17 protein-coding genes are annotated in these 17,452 nt (G+C 47.0%); 10 read left to right on the top strand and 7 right to left on the bottom strand.

The features are described from left to right. From atpA to trmB, 7 genes are all read left to right on the top strand, one after another. Complete coding sequence (gene atpA / locus J5A66_RS05995) at positions 1 to 1,584, top strand: F0F1 ATP synthase subunit alpha (protein ID WP_211789765.1); 1,584 nt, start codon at positions 1 to 3, stop codon at positions 1,582 to 1,584. Between the two features lie 13 nt (positions 1,585 to 1,597). Continuing rightward, entirely contained in the window at positions 1,598 to 2,563 is a 966-nt protein-coding gene (locus J5A66_RS05990; RefSeq protein WP_211789764.1) for a F0F1 ATP synthase subunit gamma, read from the top strand. A 427-nt stretch (positions 2,564 to 2,990) separates the two neighbouring features. Further along, positions 2,991 to 4,289, top strand: a complete 1,299-nt coding sequence (gene xseA, locus J5A66_RS05985; RefSeq protein WP_211789763.1) for an exodeoxyribonuclease VII large subunit — start codon at positions 2,991 to 2,993, stop codon at positions 4,287 to 4,289. Between the two features lie 13 nt (positions 4,290 to 4,302). Continuing rightward, entirely contained in the window at positions 4,303 to 4,497 is a 195-nt protein-coding gene (gene xseB / locus J5A66_RS05980) for an exodeoxyribonuclease VII small subunit (protein WP_211789762.1), read from the top strand. Positions 4,498 to 4,650: 153 nt separating this feature from the next. Beyond that, positions 4,651 to 5,673 (top strand): branched-chain amino acid aminotransferase, encoded by a 1,023-nt coding sequence (locus J5A66_RS05975; protein WP_211789761.1) that lies wholly within the window; start codon positions 4,651 to 4,653, stop codon positions 5,671 to 5,673. A 107-nt stretch (positions 5,674 to 5,780) separates the two neighbouring features. Beyond that, positions 5,781 to 6,410 (top strand): DUF975 family protein, encoded by a 630-nt coding sequence (locus J5A66_RS05970; RefSeq protein WP_211789760.1) that lies wholly within the window; start codon positions 5,781 to 5,783, stop codon positions 6,408 to 6,410. Between the two features lie 180 nt (positions 6,411 to 6,590). Continuing rightward, entirely contained in the window at positions 6,591 to 7,361 is a 771-nt protein-coding gene (gene trmB, locus J5A66_RS05965) for a tRNA (guanosine(46)-N7)-methyltransferase TrmB (protein WP_211789759.1), read from the top strand. Between the two features lie 480 nt (positions 7,362 to 7,841). Here trmB and rpsA read toward each other — a convergent pair whose 3' ends face one another. From rpsA to map, 7 genes are all read right to left on the bottom strand, one after another. After that, complete coding sequence (gene rpsA, locus J5A66_RS05960; RefSeq protein ID WP_211789758.1) at positions 7,842 to 9,617, bottom strand: 30S ribosomal protein S1; 1,776 nt, start codon at positions 9,615 to 9,617, stop codon at positions 7,842 to 7,844. A gap of 346 nt (positions 9,618 to 9,963) precedes the next feature. Further along, on the bottom strand, positions 9,964 to 10,122 hold the full coding sequence (locus J5A66_RS05955) for a DUF4295 domain-containing protein (protein ID WP_211789757.1): 159 nt from the start codon (positions 10,120 to 10,122) through the stop codon (positions 9,964 to 9,966). A 24-nt stretch (positions 10,123 to 10,146) separates the two neighbouring features. Beyond that, complete coding sequence (gene rpmG, locus J5A66_RS05950) at positions 10,147 to 10,335, bottom strand: 50S ribosomal protein L33 (RefSeq protein ID WP_025815302.1); 189 nt, start codon at positions 10,333 to 10,335, stop codon at positions 10,147 to 10,149. A gap of 5 nt (positions 10,336 to 10,340) precedes the next feature. After that, positions 10,341 to 10,604, bottom strand: a complete 264-nt coding sequence (gene rpmB, locus J5A66_RS05945) for a 50S ribosomal protein L28 (RefSeq protein ID WP_211789756.1) — start codon at positions 10,602 to 10,604, stop codon at positions 10,341 to 10,343. A gap of 165 nt (positions 10,605 to 10,769) precedes the next feature. Next, positions 10,770 to 11,276 carry a CinA family protein gene (locus J5A66_RS05940; protein WP_211789755.1) on the bottom strand — a complete coding sequence of 169 codons (507 nt, stop codon included), beginning with the start codon at positions 11,274 to 11,276 and terminating at the stop codon, positions 10,770 to 10,772. Between the two features lie 33 nt (positions 11,277 to 11,309). Beyond that, positions 11,310 to 12,341 (bottom strand): tRNA (adenosine(37)-N6)-threonylcarbamoyltransferase complex transferase subunit TsaD, encoded by a 1,032-nt coding sequence (gene tsaD, locus J5A66_RS05935; RefSeq protein WP_211789754.1) that lies wholly within the window; start codon positions 12,339 to 12,341, stop codon positions 11,310 to 11,312. After that, positions 12,338 to 13,201, bottom strand: a complete 864-nt coding sequence (map, locus tag J5A66_RS05930) for a type I methionyl aminopeptidase (protein WP_211789753.1) — start codon at positions 13,199 to 13,201, stop codon at positions 12,338 to 12,340. The genes tsaD and map overlap by 4 nt, the downstream gene beginning before the upstream one ends. Before the next feature lie 370 nt (positions 13,202 to 13,571). On the opposite strand from map, the gene rsfS reads away from it, so the two are divergent. From rsfS to J5A66_RS05915, 3 genes are all read left to right on the top strand, one after another. After that, positions 13,572 to 13,931, top strand: a complete 360-nt coding sequence (gene rsfS / locus J5A66_RS05925) for a ribosome silencing factor (RefSeq protein ID WP_211789752.1) — start codon at positions 13,572 to 13,574, stop codon at positions 13,929 to 13,931. A 70-nt stretch (positions 13,932 to 14,001) separates the two neighbouring features. Beyond that, complete coding sequence (gene ftsH, locus J5A66_RS05920) at positions 14,002 to 16,005, top strand: ATP-dependent zinc metalloprotease FtsH (RefSeq protein WP_211789751.1); 2,004 nt, start codon at positions 14,002 to 14,004, stop codon at positions 16,003 to 16,005. A gap of 520 nt (positions 16,006 to 16,525) precedes the next feature. Then, positions 16,526 to 17,392 carry a phosphatidate cytidylyltransferase gene (locus J5A66_RS05915; RefSeq protein WP_211789750.1) on the top strand — a complete coding sequence of 289 codons (867 nt, stop codon included), beginning with the start codon at positions 16,526 to 16,528 and terminating at the stop codon, positions 17,390 to 17,392. Positions 17,393 to 17,452: the final 60 nt, after the last annotated feature.

Genomic DNA, 17,452 nt, shown 5'->3' with positions numbered 1-17,452 from the left:
ATGTCAGACAAAATAAAGCCCAGCGAGGTTTCTGAAATATTGTTCCAACAGCTTAGGCAGATGAATGAGAGTGAGAAGTTCGATGAAGTTGGAACGGTTCTCACTGTTAGCGATGGTGTTGCGCGAATATATGGTTTGCGTAATGCCGAAGCGAATGAATTGCTTGAGTTTGAAAACGGAACAATGGCGATTGTCATGAACTTAGAAGAAGACAATGTAGGTTGTGTGCTTCTCGGTTCTACTTCGGGAATTAAGGAAGGGCAGACAGTAAAACGTACCCACCGCATCGCCAGCATTCGTGTCACTGAGAAGATGCTTGGGCGTGTCATCAATCCGTTAGGCGAACCTATTGATGGCAATGGAGAGATTGACTTAGCCCATTCTTTTGAGATGCCCCTCGACAGAAAGGCTCCTGGTGTGATTTACCGCCAACCTGTGAAAGAACCGTTACAGACAGGATTGAAGGGAGTGGACTCGATGATTCCTATCGGACGTGGACAGCGCGAGTTGATTATCGGCGACCGACAGACGGGAAAGACTGCTATTGCGCTTGATACGATTATCAACCAAAAGAGCTTTTACGATGCTGGAAAGCCCGTGTATTGCATCTATGTGGCCATCGGGCAGAAAGCGTCGACTGTTGCAACATTGGTACAGACGTTGAAAGAGCGTGGTGCGTTAGACTACACCATTATCGTATCGGCAACGGCTGCCGACCCTGCTGCCATGCAATATTACGCCCCATTTGCAGGAGCAGCCATCGGCGAATTTTTCCGCGATAGAGGCGAACATGCGCTTGTAGTGTACGACGATTTGTCGAAGCAGGCAGTGGCCTATCGTGAAGTGTCGTTGATTCTTCGTCGTCCGTCCGGTCGCGAGGCCTACCCGGGAGACGTGTTCTACCTGCACAGTAGGTTGCTTGAGCGGGCAGCGCGCATTAACGACCAGCAGGAAGTGGCCGAGCAGATGAACGATCTGCCCGAATGTTTGAAAGGGCATGTAAAGGGAGGCGGTTCGCTTACGGCACTACCCATTATTGAGACTCAGGCTGGGGACGTTTCAGCCTACATCCCCACCAACGTAATTTCGATCACGGACGGGCAGATTTATCTTGAGACCGACCTCTTCAATCAAGGTTTCCGACCGGCCATCAATGTCGGCATTTCGGTGAGTCGTGTGGGCGGATCGGCACAGATCAAGAGCATGAAGAAAGTAGCGGGAACGTTAAAGATAGACATGGCACAGTATCGTGAGTTGGAAGCCTTCTCAAAATTCTCCAGCGATATGGATGCTGTTACGGCGATGACACTCGACCGAGGAAGAAAGAATAACCAGTTGCTCATTCAGCCGCAATACAGTCCGATGCCGGTGGGCGAGCAGATAGCTATTCTTTATTGTGGAACCCGCGGTTTGATGCATGATGTCCCTGTTGAGCAGGTGCGCGAGTGTCAAGAAGCATTTTTGGATAAGCTCCGTTCCACGCATCAGGATGTTATCGACTTCCTGGCCAGCGGTCAGATAGACGAGAAAGCAACAAAGACCATTGAAGATGTGATGGCCGACATCGCTGCACAATACAAGTAATCCGAATTCCCTTATGTCTTTAAAAGAGATAAAGAACAGGATAGCCTCTGTGAACAGCACTCGGAAGATAACGAGTGCCATGAAGATGGTAGCCTCCTCCAAATTGCATCATGCACAGGGGATGATAGAGAACATGTTGCCCTATGAACGCATGTTAGAACATATCCTCAAAGCTTTCTTGGTTTCGATGCCCGATGCTCAAACCGTTTTCAACAGAGAGCGAAAGGAGCTGAAGCGCATAGCCCTGGTGGTTTATTCAAGCAATAGCAGTCTATGCGGTGGATTCAACGCCAATATCATCAAGATGATGCAACAGGCCGTGAATCACTATCGAGAGGCTGGCGTGACGGACATCGTGGTTTATCCCATTGGGCGGAAGGCTGCTGAACAGGCGGCGAAGCTGGGGCTTACGTTAGCAGGTGACTTCACTCATTTGGCCGAAAAGCCCAGTGCGCAGGTCTGTGCTGGCATAGCCACCGAGCTGGCAGGAAAATTTGCTCGACAAGAGTTCGACAAAGTGGAATTGATTTATCACCACTTCAAGAGTGCCGGTTCGCAGATACTCACCCGTCGTACCTTTCTGCCCATTGATCTCTCTACCGAAGTGGGTCGTTACAACGACAGAGATCTCTCCTCGAATCTCGTTACAGCAAAGGCACAAGAATATCTACGAAAGAAACGTACGTCTGAGGAAAAGAAGAAGGACGAAGCGAAGCCGCTGAATGACAATTTTATTGTAGAGCCGGATATGAAGTCGATCTTAGAGACGCTGATCCCGAAAGAGCTCAACCTAATGCTCTACACTGCTTTGCTCGATAGTAATGCCAGCGAGCACGCTGCGCGGATGGTAGCGATGCAGACGGCCACCGATAATGCCGACGAACTCTTGCGAGTTCTCAATCTGCAATACAATAAGAGTCGTCAGCAGGCCATCACCAACGAATTGCTCGACATCATGGGTGGAACGGTCAACAACTGATGTGTTACGGGGCGGAGATCTTTCTCACCCATGCATTTGGCAGCGAAGTTTTCCAATAAAAAGATATGCTGTTCTCTTCATACGGGAGCAGCATTTTTTATGGATGAGATCGTTCCCCGCGGCGGGAAATGGCCGCTGGCGCCCAGGGAAGGGTTCCCCGCGGCGGGAAATGACCGCTGGCACCCAGGGAAGGGTTCCTCGCGGCGGGAAATGGCCGTTGGCATCCAGGGAAGGATTCCCCGCGGCGGGAAATAGCCGCTGGCACCCAGGGAAGGGTTCCCCGTGGCGGGAAATGACCGCTGGCACCCAGGGAAGGATTCCCCGCCGCGGGAAACGACCACATCCCCAAAAACTAAATAATGTTGCATTATTTTGGGCGCATACTCATTTGTGCTATTTTTGCACGATACAGAAAAATCATCAATCGATGCACACAGATACGCTCACATTATACGAATTGAACCAATTGGTGAAGGAAGCCCTAACCCTCACTATGCCTGATGAATACTGGGTGGAGGCCGAAATATCCGAGCTTAGAGAAGTACGCGGACATTGCTATATGGAACTTGTGCAGAAAGACCCACATAACCATATCCCCCTGGCGAAAGCCTCTGCCAAGTGCTGGAAAAATCGATGGGCGTATCTCGGTCCATACTTCGAACGCACGGCAGGACAGACTTTGCGGGCCGGATTGAAGGTGAGGGCCAAAGTGTATGCCCATTTTCATGAGTCATATGGATTTTCGTGGATCATCAACGATCTTGATCCCACCTTTACACTGGGCGATATGGCCCGCAAACGCCGGGAAATCATTCTGCAATTGAAGGCAGAGGGTGTGTTCGATCTTCAGAGAGAACTCTCCCTGCCGCTCTTTGCACAGCGCATTGCGGTTGTTTCCAGCGAACAGGCAGCCGGCTACGGCGATTTTTATCGACAACTGAAGAACAATCAACTCGGTCTTCAGTTTCACGTTTCGCTCTTCCCGGCCGTGATGCAGGGCGAGCAGACGGAGAGTAGCATCGTGGATGCACTGAACAGAATCAATAGTAGGATAGAAGACTTTGATGCCGTCGTACTGATACGAGGCGGAGGAGCCACCAGCGATCTGAGCAGCTTCGACAGTCTTCTTCTGGCGGAAAACGTAGCCAACTTCCCTCTGCCCGTTATCACCGGGATAGGACACGACCGAGACGAGAGCATCTTAGACATGGTGGCCTGCATACGCGTAAAAACACCTACGGCAGCGGCAACACTCCTTGTAGAACACCTTGCAGAGGTGTATCATCGCGTGGTGAAAGCCCAGGAAAAACTCTCACACCTCGTCCGACATCGCATGGAAATGGAAGGAATGCGACTTGAGCGAATGACTGAAAAAATTCCCGTGCTGTTCTCCCTCGTGAAAAGTAGGCGAGAAGAACGAATGACCCAACTCTCGTTGCGTCTTCAACATGCCGTCAAAGAAAGAATCCAACAAGAGAAACAGTATGTCGACAGACTCGAACTGCAAATCCCTTCCCTCATTCATCGGAAAATTACACAAGAAGGACATCGCATCACAATGCTGACACAGCGCAGTCAGGCACAAGACCCTGCTGTGCTACTCAAACGCGGCTATAGCATCACCCTACACAGAGGACGGGTTGTACACGATGCAAAAGTTCTTCAACCGGGCGATGTCCTCGAGACCCGTGTAGAAAAGGGACAAATTACCTCCATTGTGAAATAATAATTATTGAGATATGGCAAAACAAGAAATGAAGTATGAAGAAGCCGTCGCCCAGCTTGAAGAAATCGTCAGCAAGATGGAAACAGGCGAACTGGACGTCGATTCGCTTTCGACACACCTGAAGATGGCGCAAAAACTCATTAAACTCTGTAAAGACAAACTCACAAAAACAGATTCTGAGATAAAGAAAATGCTTAACGACGAGTAGCCTTTCGTTGTCACCGGAGCGAGGAGAACCCCATCTTCCAGAGGTTCCCCTCGCGGCTGTAAGCATCATTTGTCAATAAAAAATTGCCCGTTTGCATTATAATTGCTACTTTTGTGTTGTTTTTATAAAACAGGATAAAAGAAATTTGACGTTATGAAGAATTTAGATTGGGCCAGCTTATCCTTCGGATACATCCCCACCGACTATAATGTTCGTTGTTATTACCGTGACGGAAAGTGGGGAGAAATTGAAGTTTGTTCGGACGAATACATCAAGTTGCACATGGCTGCGACCTGTTTACACTATGGCCAAGAGGCCTTCGAGGGGCTGAAAGCCTATCGATGTCCTGACGGAAAGATACGCGTGTTCAGAATGGACGAGAATGCTCGCCGACTGCAAGACACCTGTCGTGGAATCCTTATGCCGCCCTTGCCCGACGACCGGTTTGAAGAAATGGTCATCAAAGCGGTGCGTCTGAATCAAGAATACGTACCAACCTATGAGAGTGGGGCTACGCTTTACATCCGTCCGCTGATGATCGGTACAAGTGCGCAGGTAGGTGTCCGTCCAGCAAACGAATATCTCTTCCTGATTCTCGTAACACCGGTCGGCCCTTATTTTAAAGGCGGATTCTCACCCAATCCGTATGTCATCGTGCGCAACTACGATCGGTCGGCCCCTTTGGGCACAGGTATGTTCAAAGTGGGAGGAAACTATGCCGCATCGTTCCGCGCCAACGCACTGGCCCACGAGAAAGGGTACGCCAGTGAATTCTATCTCGACGCTAAAGAAAAAAAATATATCGATGAATGCGGAGCCGCCAACTTCTTCGGAATTAAGGATAACACTTATATTACTCCAAAATCTTCGTCCATCCTGCCGAGCATCACCAACAAAAGCCTCATGCAACTGGCCCGAGATATGGGCCTGAGAGTGGAGCAACGCGCCATTCTGGAAGAGGAACTTGCTACTTTCGAGGAGGCCGGGGCCTGCGGAACGGCAGCAGTAATCAGTCCGATTTCCTATATCGACGATTGGGAAACCGGTGCACGATACCAGTTTAGTAAGAACGGAGAGCCCGGCCCCATCTCTCAAAAACTCTACCATCATTTGCGCAACATTCAGTATGGAATAGAAGAAGATGTACACGGCTGGACACAAGTTGTTGTAGAATAGCACCCCTTTTCTCTCAAAAAGGTATACACTCTTCTGTCTAAAGCATATATACCTTCTGCTCAAAAGGAAGAAACCTTTCCGCAATCATCACTTTAAACAAAACAATAATGAGATCAATTACGAATTACAAAGACAGTGCCCTTGAAAGTTTGAAGGGCAAATGGGACAAAGGTGTCATCGCCACACTGATTTATCTGCTCATCGCCGGACTGCCTTCCGGCGTATTGAACGTTGCCGTCAAGAACGCAGGAACTCTTTGGAGTCTGTTGGTTATACCCTTGGCTTGGGGACTTACCGTGTATTTTCTCTCAATAGCTCGTCGGGAAGAAGATCTGTCTTATGAAAGACTTTTCGATGGTTATAGAGACTTTGTCAGAATCTTTCTCACCACATTCCTTTCAGGTATCTACATCATACTGTGGTCGCTCCTGCTCATTGTTCCCGGCATCATCAAATATTATTCTTATTCGATGGTGTCCTACATTCTGAAAGACGACCCCACGCTTAAGAACAATGCAGCCATTGAGAAAAGTATGAAGATGATGGAAGGACATAAGATGCAGCTCTTCCTGCTCGACTTGAGTTTCCTTGGCTGGGTTCTCCTTTCCTGTCTCACATTAGGTTTGGGTTTCTTACTTCTCATTCCTTATATCCAAACTACCCGTGCCCATTTCTACGAGGATTTGAAAGCCGAGACCGAAGGTTTCATGATGGAAGAGGCGACTGTTAGAGCATAAAGCTCACCCTTTTCTTGAGGATTTTAACTAACTTTGTACCCGTAACCTATAGCTGGTTGCGGGTACAATTGTAACTATACACATCACCCCTCAAGATGCAATCTTCTTTTCGAAAAGGGAGAGAAAGCACATGTGGGGCAGACTTAAAACAGCAATTATACAAGGTAAACAAATCAACCTATGAGCAAAGGAAAGTTAGAGAAATTCGCCGAGATGGAAACCTTTACAAATGTTTTCCAATATCCTTTTTCGGTGTTGAAACAAAGGTCCTTCGAGATGAAAGGGCATTGGCGTGAAGCATATTTCCATAATTCCAACCCCATTGTCTTGGAACTAGGCTGCGGAAAAGGAGAATATACCGTAGAATTGGCGCGCCTTTTCCCTTGCGTTAATTTTATTGGTGTTGATATCAAAGGGGCCAGAATGTGGAAAGGAGCCAAGATGGCGATAGAGGAAAAGCTGCCGAATGTAGCTTTTTTACGCACAAATATTGAATTCATCGACCATTTTTTTGGAGCAAATGAGGTACAAGAAATCTGGCTTACTTTCAGCGACCCACAGATGAAAAACGTTCATAAACGGCTTACGAGTACGTTTTTCATGGCTCGTTATCGCCGCTTTTTAGAGGATAGGGGAGTGATTCATCTAAAAACCGACTCTAATTTCCTCTTTACCTACACTTCTTATATGGTGGAAAAGAATGGTTTCCCGCAATTGTTTCGCACTGAAGACTTGTATCATGCCGAGGGTATCGATACCCAGACGCGCAAAATACTCTCTATCCGCACATACTATGAAAATATGTGGATAGAGCGTGGACTGAATATTCGGTATTTGAAATTCCTGTTACCTCATACTGGAGAATTGATAGAACCGGATGTTGAAATCCCTTTGGACGAATATCGTAGCTATCATCGTTCAAAACGCAGTGGGTGCGAAACTGGCAAATAACATCCTTTGTCTCATCGCTGAACAAAAAACAACCCTTCTTTCTGTCTGCAATTAAAGAAAAAATAAGAGAGGTCATTCTTGTTTTAAAACAACGATGGCCTCTGTTTTTCTTTCCATCTCATCAATCTTTCTACCTTGAAGCTTCTCTTTTCTGTTAAATGTCTATCCATCTAAAAATCTGTATTTTACAACTATGTCTACCATCTCTTAGTTTTCGCATCTCAAAAACTAAGAAAACGCACTGCAATCTCTTAGCTTTTGACTTGCAAAAGCTAAGAGAACGGAAAGCTCTTTGTTAGGCTTATTGGGAGTAATTCCAAATTCTTTTGCGTTAACATTCTCTTCTGTCACCTATAGGGGTAGGAAGTAGTTGAGAGTAGTTTCAAATTTTCTTGTATTAACATTCATCATGATTTGACAAATAAAAAAGGATATGCCTTTTGGCATATCCTTTTTATTCAAACGAAAAGGGTAGGGGGATTAGTTCCCTTTTTCCAATTTTGCCTTCAAGTCAGCTAATACATCAATGTCTCCAAGCGTTGTTCCTGCTGCGACATTGTTGATTTGAGCCGATGATTCAGACTTTTTCGAAGCATGTTGTTTACGAGCAGGCTTGATGTCGTCTTTACCTTCCTCAAAGGTACGGCTATGCGAAAGAATGATTCTCTTGGTATCTTTCACAAACTCTATCACCTTAAAGTCGAGCTCTTCACCCAGTTGAGCTTGGGTTCCATCTTCTTTAACTAAGTGTTTAGGAGTTGCAAAACCTTCGCCACCTTCGTTCAGTGTAATAACAGCACCCTTATCCATCATCTCGGAGATCTTACCTTGATGCACGCTTCCGGGGGTATACACCGTCTCATAAGTATCCCAGGGATTCTCCTCAAGTTGTTTATGACCGAGGCTGAGACGTCTGTTCTCCTTGTCGATTTCAAGAACAATAACGTCTATCTCTGCTCCTACTTGGGTAAATTCAGAAGGATGTTTCACCTTTTTCGTCCAAGAAAGGTCGCTAATGTGAATCAATCCGTCAACACCTTCTTCTAATTCAACGAAAATACCGAAGTTGGTGAAGTTTCTAACTCTTGAAGTATGTTTGCTTCCAATGGGGTATTTCACCTCAATCGTCTCCCAAGGATCTTCTTTCAGTTGTTTGATGCCAAGAGACATCTTGCGTTCGTCTCTGTCAAGGGTAAGAATTACGGCTTCAACATCGTCGCCTACGTGCAAGAAATCTTGCGCACTGCGTAGATGTTGGCTCCAAGACATTTCCGAAACATGGATGAGTCCTTCTACACCCGGTGCAATTTCAACAAAGGCTCCATAATCTGCAATGACAACAACCTTACCTTTAACATGGTCGCCCACCTTTAATTCTGCATCCAAAGCATCCCAAGGATGGGGAGATAATTGCTTCAAACCCAGTGCAATACGACGTTTCTCATCATCAAAGTCGAGAATAACGACATTGATCTTTTGATCCAAAGTAACCACTTCGTGTGGATCGCTGACACGTCCCCAAGACAAATCTGTGATGTGAATGAGTCCGTCAACACCACCCAAGTCGACAAATACGCCATAAGAAGTGATGTTCTTAACGGTTCCTTCAAGAATCTGTCCTTTTTCGAGCTTGGAGATGATTTCTTTCTTTTGAGCTTCGAGCTCAGCTTCAATAAGAGCCTTATGCGACACAACGACATTTCGGAATTCCTGATTGATCTTAACAACTTTGAATTCCATGGTCTTGCCCACAAATACGTCATAATCTCTGATGGGATGAACGTCAATCTGACTACCGGGCAAGAAGGCTTCAATACCGAAGACGTCTACAATCATGCCGCCTTTTGTGCGACACTTGATATATCCTTGGATAACTTCTTCATTTTCAAGAGCTGCGTTAACACGCTCCCAGCTCTTGCTCAAGCGCGCCTTCTTGTGTGAAAGGATCAATTGTCCTTTCTTGTCTTCTTGGTTTTCAATGTAAACCTCGACAACATCACCAACTTTCAGATCAGGATTATATCTGAATTCTGAAGCTGGAATAATACCGTCACTTTTGTAACCGATATTAACAACAACCTCTTTTTTGTCAATAGAAATAACTGTTCCATCAACAACCTGATGCTCAGAAACCTTGTTAAGGGTTTCATCGTAAGCCTTTTCAAGAGCATCTTTGCTTACTTCTACAGAGCTACCGTTCTCAAATTCGTTCCAATTGAACTCGGCCAACGGTTGCACATCTTTAAAATTAGACATAAAAATTAAATAATAAAATTAATAAAGTTAGACTTTATATGATTTGAAAATCCCTGCAAAGTTATAATAAAAATAATACATAACCCTATGTTTATCAAGGGAATATGAAGACACTGGATGATTATATGTTTTTTTAACACAGGAGTATGCTACAGTTTGGGATAAATATCATTGTATTTTATTTCTAATATAATCAACATTATGATAAATAAAATTATTACTAACCATAAGTTAAGTGATGAATGCGAAGTGATGAACATACAAATGGATGCAAAAAGACAAGAGAATATTTTGGATTGATATTCTCTTGTCTTGTTATATTGATCTCTTTACAGAAGAAAGATTTTTATTTCTTGAAAAAATCCTGTACAGCTTCGTTAGGAACCATTTTTTCATCAAAAATGTAAGCTCCAGTCTTGGGACTTCTTATCATTTTTATAACTTTAGTGTAAGCACGTCCATCTTTTGAACCATCACGAAGGGTTGCAACTACTTTCTTTGCCATAGTTTATTTTCTATTTAGACGATATTATTTTATCTCCTTATGAAGCGTCATCTTCTTCATGATTGGATTGTATTTCATTAATTCCATACGTTCAGGTGTGTTCTTTCTATTCTTTGTTGTAACATAGCGGCTTGTACCAGCCAACCCACTATTCTTCATTTCTGTGCATTCAAGAACAACCTGAACTCTATTACCCTTAGCTTTCTTTGCCATGATAATTATTCTCCTATAACTTTAATGTCCTTCCAATCGCAATGACCTTTTGCAACAGCTTGCTTTAAGGCTGCATCAAGACCAACTTTATTGATTAAACGCAAACCTGCAGCACTTATTTTTAAGCTAATCCAGCATTCTTCTTCGACATAGTAGAACTTTTTGCTGAACAAGTTTACATCAAAGCTACGTTTTGTACGATGCTTTGAGTGCGAAACATTGTTGCCAACCATTGCCTTTTTACCTGTAATCTGACAAATCTTCGACATTGCTATTTGTATTTTTTGTTTTCTTTTTAATACTTACTCCAAACAGGTTGCAAAAGTACGAATTATTCTTTTTAAAAACAATAGAATCTATTGTGAATCTAAGAAATTAAGTTTTTTTATCGGGAGATCTTTAGATAAAACATCCGTTCTTTCCTTGAAAAAATGTTATTTTTCTTTTATTTCTTCCTCCTTCAGAAAATTAAGGAAGAGACGTAGTGCTCTATTGGTGGCAATAGCGAGATTGATATCTCTACCAAAATCTTCTTCTAACTTCAATGTCATGGTTTTATCCTTTGAACCACAGGCGAGCCAAATCGTTCCAACGGGAATGCCATCAAAATCTCCAGCTACGGGACCTGCATAGCCGGTTGCGGAAATAGCATAATCAGTGTTCAATGTTTCGCATGCGCCTTGCACCATCTGAATGGCAACGGCTTCACATACGGCTGAATTTTCTTCCAACACTTCAGGATCGACATTTAGAAGTTTCTCTTTTATCTCGTTGGTATAACTAATTACACCTCCCTTGAAATATTTCGATGCACCAGGTGTCGCGATGATAGCCTCTGCGATTCTGCCACCTGTGCAGCTTTCGGCAGTTGCAATAGATTTGCCATTATCATAGAGGTGTTGTTGTAATTCTCTGCTCAAGACTTTTGTTTCCAGTTCCATATCTTTGATATTTATGATTTTGTTTATTTATCTCTACTCGAATGTAACCTTTGAGAAGGCGGGTTGGTCGATCGCACAAAATTGCTTATCTAAGAACTTATAGTATCCGGTAATACCTATCATGGCAGCATTATCGGTTGTATAGCTAAATTTGGGAATATAGATAGTCCACCCCAACTTCTCTGCTGCTTCGTGGAAGGCGTTGCGAAGACCGTTGTTGGCTGACACACCGCCAGCCACAGCCACGTGTGTTATGCCCGTCTGCCTTACAGCGAGTCGGAGTTTTTTCATTAAAATATCTACGATTGTGAATTCGAGACTTGCAGCAATGTCTATCTTATGCTGTTCGATGAAGTCGGGGTTCTCCCCTACCCACTTCTGAAGCTGATAGAGAAAGGATGTTTTCAGACCAGAAAAGCTATAGTCTAAGCCGGGGATGTTTGGTTCTGCGAATTTAAAGGCTTTGGGATTTCCCTGTCGAGCGAGTCGGTCGATGATGGGACCACCCGGATAACCCAATCCCATCACCTTTGAACATTTATCAATAGCTTCTCCGGCGGCATCGTCGATGGTTTGTCCCAGTATCTCCATATCGTTATAGGCGTTCACTTTAACGATTTGTGAGTTGCCACCGCTGACCAGCAAACACAGAAAGGGATAAGGTGGAACCTGCGTCTGATTTCCCTCTTCTTTGATGAAATGTGCCATGACATGCCCCTGCAAATGATTGACATCGATCAGGGGAATATTTAATGCGCGTGCGAATCCTTTAGCAAAGCTCACACCCACGAGTAACGATCCCATCAAGCCCGGTCCGCGTGTGAAAGCCACAGCCGAGAGATCTTCTTTTGTGATGTTGGCACGTTTCAGAGCCTGATCAACCACCGGTACAATATTCTGTTGATGTGCGCGTGAGGCTAACTCGGGCACCACACCACCATAATTTTTATGCACATCTTGCGATGCGGTGACGTTGCTCAACAGAATATCGTTTTGTAGTACGGCAGCCGACGTGTCGTCGCAGCTGCTTTCGATTCCTAATATATATATAAGGTGTTTTTTCATCGCGTCAAGATTTCCACTCCATGTTCCGTCATCAAGAACGTATGTTCCCACTGTGCGCTGGGCAGTTCGTCGCCTGTGATGACCTCCCAGCCGAATTCGTCGTCGGCATCGATGAATACTTTCCAAGTGCCCATGTTAATCATCGGTTCGATGGTGAAGACCATTCCAGGAACGAGCAACATACCCTGTCCGCGATGTCCGAAGTGCATCACCTCGGGTTCTTCGTGGAAAGCCAGTCCCACGCCATGACCGCATAGATCTCTCACCACGCCATAATGATATTTCTCGGCGTGTTTTGAGATGGCATGCCCGATATCGCCTACGAATCCGTAGGGTTTTGCGGCTTCAGCACCGATTTCCAAGCATTCTTTTGCCACGCGCACCAGTTGTTCTTTTTCTGGCGAGGTTTTTCCGATGATAAACATGCGCGAGGCATCGGCATAATATCCGTCGAGGATGGTGGTAAAGTCTACGTTAACGATATCTCCCTCTTGGAGCACCTCGTTATCTTTAGGGATACCGTGACACACCACCTCATTGATGCTCGTGCACACGCTTTTGGGGAATCCCTCGTAGTTTAGGCAAGCGGGAATAGCTCCGTGGGCAGTGCAATAGGCTTGGCAGATGCGGTCGATTTCGCCTGTGGTCATCCCGACGCAGATTTGTCGTTCCACCTCGTTGAGCACGCCGGTGTTCACCACCCCACTTCGTCTGATACCTTCAATTTGTTCGGGTGTTTTGATCAGTTCTCGTGTAGGAACGAGTTTACCTTTATTTTCCCAATACATCACTTGCTTGTCCAGGTCTGTAGGAAGTTGTCCCGGCAGGCAGTGCCATCTTCTTTTTTTTGTGAAAACCATTATCCGATGTTTTTAACGCCTGCAAAGGTACGCCAATTGCAGGATAAAGCAAAGTTTTCTTTTCATTATATTAGAGGAGGGGCCCCTTTGCCGATTTTACTCCATCTATCAGGGATAGAAGCTCATCATAGGCTGACTCAACACGTTGATTGGTAGGTTTCTAAAAAATACCAAATAAAAAAGCCTTTTCCGTTTTATTCCGAGAATAAGGCGTAACTTTGTACTCAAAGTTTTCGTTCAGCCAAACGAACAAAGCCAAGCTTGCTTAGGTTTTTGTCGTGGCGAGAATTGAAAATCGCCGGCACGGAGTTTTTAGCGAAGTGGAAAGGCAAAATGTACTTTTGAGGAATGAAAAAGAAATAATATCGCAATGACAGAGACAAAAAGATTAGTTGAAACGATTACAAAAGGGATACAAGAAAAAAAAGGTTCAAAGATAGTTGTTGCAGACCTCAACGGCGTTGATGGAGCCATTGCCAACTATTTTGTTATCTGCCAGGGAAACTCTCCTACACAAATCGAAGCCATTGCCGAATCTATCGGTGAAACTGTACGTAAGGAATTGAAAGAAAAGCCTACTCACGTCGTTGGGTTAGGACTCAACCAATGGGTTGCGATAGATTTTGTGGATGTGATGGTTCATGTTTTTCTGCCAGAAATGCGTACTTTCTACGACCTTGAACATCTCTGGGCTGACGCGAAACTTACCCACCTACCCGACCTTGACTGATTTCTGGCACAGGATTTGAAAACGAATCTATATCATTCATAAGAAATCCGTTTCATCAACCCCAAAAATTATGAGCAACAACCAACCCTCTAATAACAAGCAGCCGAAGATGCCGCGGTTCAACGTGAGCTGGCTCTTTCTGCTTTTCATCTTCATCTCTGCAACATTCCTCTTCAACGGAGGTGGGAACCTTGTGGCCGGCAGTGCCAAACAGGAGGCCACCTACACCAAATTCAAGGAATACGTAGACAAAGGATATGCCAACAATGTGGTGGTGAACAACAGCGAGAGCACGCTCAAGATGTATGTCAAGCCCGCCCATGTGCGCGACGTCTTCAATATGGATGCCAAGCAGGCTGGGCAGAATCCATACGTCAGTGTAGAGTTCGGTTCGACCGACGAGCTGGAGAAATATCTCACCGAGGTTCAGAAGGCAGGCAAGATTAAGGATTTTTCTTACGAGAATGAGAAAGGCGGCCTCTTTGTCAATCTTCTCACCTCGTTGTTTCCCATCATTGCTTTGGTGGCCGTGTGGATTTTTTTCATGCGGCGCATGGGTGGCGGCGGAGCCGGTGGCGGAGCAGGTGTCTTCAGCGTGGGCAAGAGCAAAGCCAAGATGTACGAAAAGGGTAACGAGATAGGCGTCACCTTCAAGGATGTGGCCGGACAGGCGGGAGCCAAACAGGAAGTGCAAGAGATTGTCGACTTCTTGAAGAGTCCGCAGAAATATACCGACCTGGGCGGAAAGATTCCCAAGGGCGCGCTGCTCGTGGGGCCTCCGGGAACGGGCAAAACGCTCTTGGCCAAAGCCGTTGCGGGCGAGGCTGGTGTACCGTTTTTCTCGATGAGCGGGTCGGACTTCGTGGAAATGTTCGTCGGTGTGGGAGCAAGTCGTGTGCGCGATCTCTTCCACCAAGCCAAGGAGAAATCGCCCTGCATCATCTTCATCGACGAGATCGACGCCGTGGGGCGCGCCCGAAGCAAGAATCCCGCCATGGGCGGCAACGACGAACGGGAAAACACCCTTAACGCCCTACTCACCGAGATGGACGGTTTCGGTACCAACAGCGGCGTCATTATTCTGGCCGCTACCAACCGCGCCGACATGCTCGACAGTGCCCTGTTGCGTGCCGGACGGTTCGATCGACAGATCAACGTCGACCTACCCGACCTGCCCGAGCGGAAAGAGATCTTCCAGGTGCACCTGCGACCGATCAAGATCGACGAGACGGTAGACATCGACTTCCTCTCGCGTCAGACGCCGGGTTTCTCTGGAGCCGACATCGCCAACGTCTGCAACGAGGCTGCCCTCATTGCCGCGCGCTACAATCGAACGGCTGTGGGTAAGCAAGATTTTCTCGATGCTGTAGACCGCATCATCGGCGGACTCGAGAAGAAAACCAAAATCATGACCGCCGCCGAGAAGCGCACCATCGCCCTGCACGAAGCCGGGCATGCCACCGTTTCGTGGTTCTGCGAGCATGCCAATCCGCTTGTAAAAGTGTCGATCGTTCCGCGCGGCCGAGCCCTGGGTGCCGCCTGGTATCTGCCCGAAGAGCGACAGATCACCACCAAGGAGCAGATGCTCGACGAGATGTGTGCACTGATGGGCGGACGGGCGGCCGAAGAACTCTTCACCGGTCACATCTCCACGGGGGCGATGAACGACCTCGAGCGGGCCACCAAAAGTGCCTATGGCATGATTGCCTACGCCGGCATGAGCGACAGTCTGCCCAACATCAGCTATTACAACAACCAGGAATACCAGTTCCAAAAGCCCTACTCGGAAACGACGGCAAAGGTGATCGACGACGAGGTGATGAAGATGGTCAACGAGCAATACGCCCGTGCCAAACAGATTCTTCGGGAGAACAGTTACGGGCACAATCGCCTGGCCGACCTACTAATCTCGCGTGAGGTGATTTTCGCCGAAGACGTGGAAGCCATCTTTGGCAAACGTCCCTGGGTGAGCCGTTCCGAGGAGATTATCGAAGACAATACGCCCCGTCTTGAGGATATGCCCGAAGAAGTGCGCGCTGCCGAGGAAGAACATCGCCGCAGTCTCGGATTATGACGGGTTACTGTACCCTACAGTAACGTCGCGGAGACCGAAATGGTGCTACTGTACCCTACAAAACCATCACGGAGACAAAAATGGTGCTACTGTACCCTACAATAACGTCGCGGAGGCCAAAATGAGGCCACTGTACCCTACAAAACCGCCATCAGAGACCAAAATGACGTGATTGTACCCTACGATGACGTCGCGGAGGCCAAAATGAGGCTACTGTACCCTACAGTAACGCCGCGGAGGCCAAAATGAGGCTACTGAACTGTTCAAAACGGCCGCGGAGACCAAAATGGTGCTACTGAACTGTTCAGAACGGCCGCGGAGCCCAAAATGGTGCTACTGAACTGTTCAGAACGGCCGCGGAGACCAAAATGGTGCTACCGAACTGTTCAAAACGGCCGCGGAGGCCAAAATGATGCTACTGAGCTGTTCAGAACGGCCGCGGAGCCCAAAATGATGCTACTGAACTGTTCAGCGACATCTTTTCATCAAGAAAAATAACGACGACCCCAAACGAAGGATTATGAACAACGAGAAAAAACAAAATCTGATGGTGCGAACCATCACCGGCATTCTCTTTTTGGCCGTGATGATCACAAGTTTCCTGCGCCCGCAGACCATGATTCTGCTCTTCACGCTCATCACCGCGCTGAGTCTGTGGGAATTCTCCACGCTGGTCAACGCACAGTCTGGCATCAGCATCAACCCCTTCATCACCACCGTGGCCGGAACCTATTTCTTCCTTGCCATCGCCGGCGTCAACAGCGGATGGGTGCAGACCAACGCCGTTTTTGTGCCCTATCTCCTGACGGTGGTTTATCTCTTCATCAGCGAACTCTACACCAAGGCCCACCACCCCGTCGTCAACTGGGCCTATACCATGCTGGCGCAAATGTACATCGCTCTCCCCCTCTCGATGATCAACGTTTTAGCTTTCCGACAGAGCCCCGACGGCATCACCCACTTTCATTATCTTCTGCCGCTGAGTGTCTTTATTTTCCTGTGGACAAACGACACGGGTGCCTATTGCAGCGGGTCGCTCCTGGGGCGGCACAAACTCTTCCCCCGCATCTCGCCGGCCAAGAGTTGGGAGGGAAGCATCGGCGGCGGAATCCTGGTGCTACTCGTGGCCGCGCTCATCGGATATATAGAGACGCAGGGCGAGCACCTCTCGGGGCTCTCCATCCCCGAGTGGGTGGGATTGGGACTGGTCGTGGTGGTCTTCGGCACCTGGGGCGACTTGGTGGAATCGCTCTTCAAACGCACACTCGGCATCAAAGACAGCGGTCGGATTCTGCCCGGACACGGCGGTATGCTCGACCGGTTCGACTCCTCGCTCATGGCCATCCCCGCCGCCGTGGTCTATCTCTATTCGCTGACCTTCTTCTAAGAACTCGTAGATTCTTATTCAAGCCAAAGGGTGAAAAGACATGCATGGTCTTTTCACCCT

Origin of the sequence: Prevotella sp. oral taxon 475 (genome assembly GCF_018127805.1) — a bacterium.
Lineage (GTDB): Bacteria > Bacteroidota > Bacteroidia > Bacteroidales > Bacteroidaceae > Prevotella.
Note: the sequence above shows the minus strand (reverse complement) of the source record. Positions and strands in the feature narration are given on the sequence as shown.